The following is a 3,089-nucleotide window of genomic DNA, read 5'->3' on the forward strand; positions in this document are numbered from 1 at the left end:
CCACCGCAGCCGATATCCAGCACGGTCCTGCCACGAAACCACGGCCAGAGGCGCAGCGCCCGGAGCATGGCGCGCCGTTTGCGAGAGCGGGACTTCGCATAATGGAGATCGTCGGCCTGCCGATAGGCATCATCATTATAATGAGCCTCGATCGCCCCACGCGATGGAAGGGGGGAGACAGCATGATACCCGCATTGCCTGCAGCCGAGGATCGTCCATTCCTTGATGTAATGAGGCATCATTGTTTCATGCGCCAAGGGCGCATGACATGCCGGACATGAGCCGTTCCAGTGATCAGTCATCATGCGCTTTGCCAGGCCCACTGGCTTTCGCCATCCCGTCCGGCCTGCACCGCCTGTTGCGGTCGGTTGAGAACGTAGAACAGGTTGGCCCGGCTCTGATGCTGAAGGCGATACAGACCGGAACGCACAAGACAGGTTTCGAGGGCTTCGCGGCGTGCATAATGTGTCGCGCGCTCTATCATCAGATAGCGCGGGCGAAGGTGCGCCGGGGCGTGCCTGAAGAACGGGATCAGAGCCCGGTCCTCGTACCCCTCGATATCGATCTTGAGACAGTCGATCCGCTCGACTTTTCCTTCGGCAAGCCAGGCCAGGAGCGGCCGCATGACGATCCGCCCCTCCTCGCAGTCTTCGACCGTCCCGCTTCCGAGATCATCGTCTCTTGGTGCCATGCGCACCCGCTGATTCGTGTCTCCCACCGCCCCGCGCAAAAGGGTGAAGGGCAGGTAATTGAACCCGAAACTCGCTTCGAACCGCGCCTGCAGAACGGGATTGGCCTCGATCGCCACGATCTGCGCCCCACGCGTCGCGGCGAACAGGGAAAAGAATCCCATATTCGCACCGATATCGAGAAAGACGTCGCCTGGATGCAGCGCCCTGGCCAGCCAACGCAACTCCGTCGCGTTATAGGCGCTGCCGCAGACAGCCCCTTTTGCATCGGTCTGGTTGTCGTGCGGATAAAACCGGACTTTCAGACCGAATAGGGTGGCATCGACCGGCCCGGTCGCATCGTCGCGGAACCGGGCGACGAAGCGGCGGCGCAGCGAGGTACGACCCAGCAAAGTGTCATGCATCAGCACCCTCGCGAGGCGCTGATGCAGGGTCATGGCGTACGTGCCGTATGGCGCGCTATCCGTTATCGTCAGTGTCATGTTCTGTCTGCTTATTGGCTTTGTCATCTGCCTTCGTGGGACGCAGGCTTGCCCGGTCAGGGGTTGGCTTTACTTCGGCAAGACGCGTCTTGAGATTGGGCGTGGTTCTGAAAATGATTTCGGGCTTGAGAGTCCTGGCGCGGGACTGGATGCCGTAATGGGTCCGCCGGGGCACGCTGAGCATGAACTGACCGAAATGACGGATACGGACCGGCATATCCGTCTCGGCGAGCACCTCGGGCATCAGTTCGAAAAAAGCCTCGATCGTGCGTCGCACCTCCAGGGGAGGCCGTTGCACAGCTTCTTCAACCCTGCGCAGCAGATCCTCGAATGTTGTGCGTGCTGGCATTTTCCTGTCTCCCTTCATGAAGGCACGACCTCAGCATGAGAGATCGCGCCATGCGGCAAAGGCGCCGCATCGGGGTACAGACAGGCCTTACGCTCCAGAGAGCGACCGCAGCCCCCGTCGGTCGGGAACAGAAAAGGGAACGCCGTGCCACGAAAGGTGTGGGTGTTCCTGCGCCCTAAGAGGCACTTACGGCGATTTCGTATCCCATGTTCGGTGACTGCGACAAAGTGTAACATTGGCCTAACCCACTGATCTGGGCCGGAAATGGGAAAGCGACTCGCCATAACATGACGAGGGAGGCGCCCGGTGGAATCGTATCGACGGGGGATCGGAATGGCGGCTCATGAGGTCTCCTGCTTGCGACAGGACGCGCCCCGACATAGTCGAAAGCGCATCGCATGCGTCTAGCAGGACGTGCAAATCCCCAGAGAGCGAGCGCCTAAAATGATCTCAGAGGCATTTTTTTGAAAAAAACCCGGTTGCCTGAAATCAGCGCGGGTTGTGATGGGCAAGGAGGGCTGCGTGAACCGCTTCAGCGTTCGCGCGTGCATCGGGACGAGGGGACATGGCATACCGGTTTTCGACCCAGCTGATGTCGAGCGTCCACTCAAGGGCTGAGCGCTCTACCCATTCCGCCATGCGGGCATCGACAAGGGCCTTGCAGGCCGCGAGAGAAAGACGGTTCACATGAGCCATATGTTCGAGTGCTATGCTTTGCGCTCCGAGCATGGTCGTTCGCCCCCAATGACGCACGGCATGACAGGCCGGGCAGATCGCGCAGACCGTGCTCAAACTCTGGACACGCATCACATCGTCGCAGACCCAGATTTCGTCGGCTTCGACCGGATGACGCTCGCCTACATTGCCGCAGATCCGGCAGCACCTTCCCGAGGACGCATAGGCATCGCGCCGTATACGGTCCCAGTCTTGCTGGCAGAGCAGCGAACGTAAATTCCAGCCCCATAATGGCAAGGGCACAGGGCGTGGCTGAAGATAAGGGCCTGAGCGCTCGGGGTGGAAACGTGCAGGAAGAAACGGCGCGAAGACACGCCACTGATCGGAGCCGAGAAACGTCGTTGGCATACCGAAACGCCCTGTCGTCGGATCCAGGCGCGCACCCAGGGATCCCATCTGTATTCGCCGGTTGGACGGGCAACAGAGTGGAATCAGCACAGGCAAGAAAAATTCAATCGCGGATCAGTTTGTCAAATTTTCTCCGCCAGAAAAGTTTCCTTTGCGAGAGTCACCTCACGTATCAGGACTGAACTATCTGGCAATGACTCAGCCGCGAGCAGATGCGGAAGATTGTGCATCGCGTCTGCAATCATATGGATCAGTGAAACTGTACGCTGCTGTCCATCTGAAAGTGTCTCATTGGCTCGGAGTAATTCGTTCGCTTCCAAACGGATCTGGAGAAAGGCGCGATCGAGAAGTCTGAATGCTTCGGAACGTGCATCGCTATTCGAAGTGGTCATGTTTATTTGCTTTTAAACCTATGAGATTGAGAGGGGGTGCCCCGGAGTGTGTCGGGCGGGATCCGCTCGTCAAAGGTGGGCTGTTTCCACCGAT

General features: G+C 59.0%; 5 protein-coding genes. All 5 read right to left on the reverse strand.

Features of this window, described 5'->3' with window-relative positions:
* The coding region (locus tag P792_RS38360; RefSeq protein ID WP_035439437.1) for a hypothetical protein at positions 1-242 on the reverse strand (242 nt) is incomplete at its 3' end.
* Between the two features lie 59 nt (positions 243-301).
* Complete coding sequence (locus P792_RS24835; RefSeq protein ID WP_023977994.1) at positions 302-1,171, reverse strand: FkbM family methyltransferase; 870 nt, start codon at positions 1,169-1,171, stop codon at positions 302-304.
* On the reverse strand, positions 1,149-1,520 hold the full coding sequence (locus P792_RS24840) for a hypothetical protein (protein ID WP_023977995.1): 372 nt from the start codon (positions 1,518-1,520) through the stop codon (positions 1,149-1,151). The genes P792_RS24835 and P792_RS24840 overlap by 23 nt, the downstream gene beginning before the upstream one ends.
* Before the next feature lie 489 nt (positions 1,521-2,009).
* On the reverse strand, positions 2,010-2,603 hold the full coding sequence (locus P792_RS24845; RefSeq protein WP_152530155.1) for a hypothetical protein: 594 nt from the start codon (positions 2,601-2,603) through the stop codon (positions 2,010-2,012).
* Positions 2,604-2,725: 122 nt separating this feature from the next.
* Complete coding sequence (locus P792_RS24850; protein WP_023977997.1) at positions 2,726-2,995, reverse strand: hypothetical protein; 270 nt, start codon at positions 2,993-2,995, stop codon at positions 2,726-2,728.
* Positions 2,996-3,089: the final 94 nt, after the last annotated feature.

The organism is Asaia sp. SF2.1, from assembly GCF_000505765.1.
In the GTDB taxonomy this organism is placed as follows: domain Bacteria; phylum Pseudomonadota; class Alphaproteobacteria; order Acetobacterales; family Acetobacteraceae; genus Asaia; species Asaia bogorensis.

What these genes read in the sequence shown, in the direction of transcription:
- P792_RS24840 (WP_023977995.1), bottom strand. Translation starts at nt 1,520, where the DNA reads ATGCCAGCACGCACAACATTCGAGGATCTGCTGCGCAGGGTTGAAGAA.
- P792_RS24845 (WP_152530155.1), bottom strand. Translation starts at nt 2,603, where the DNA reads ATGCCAACGACGTTTCTCGGCTCCGATCAGTGGCGTGTCTTCGCGCCG.
- P792_RS24850 (WP_023977997.1), bottom strand. Translation starts at nt 2,995, where the DNA reads ATGACCACTTCGAATAGCGATGCACGTTCCGAAGCATTCAGACTTCTC.
- P792_RS24835 (WP_023977994.1), bottom strand. Translation starts at nt 1,171, where the DNA reads ATGACACTGACGATAACGGATAGCGCGCCATACGGCACGTACGCCATG.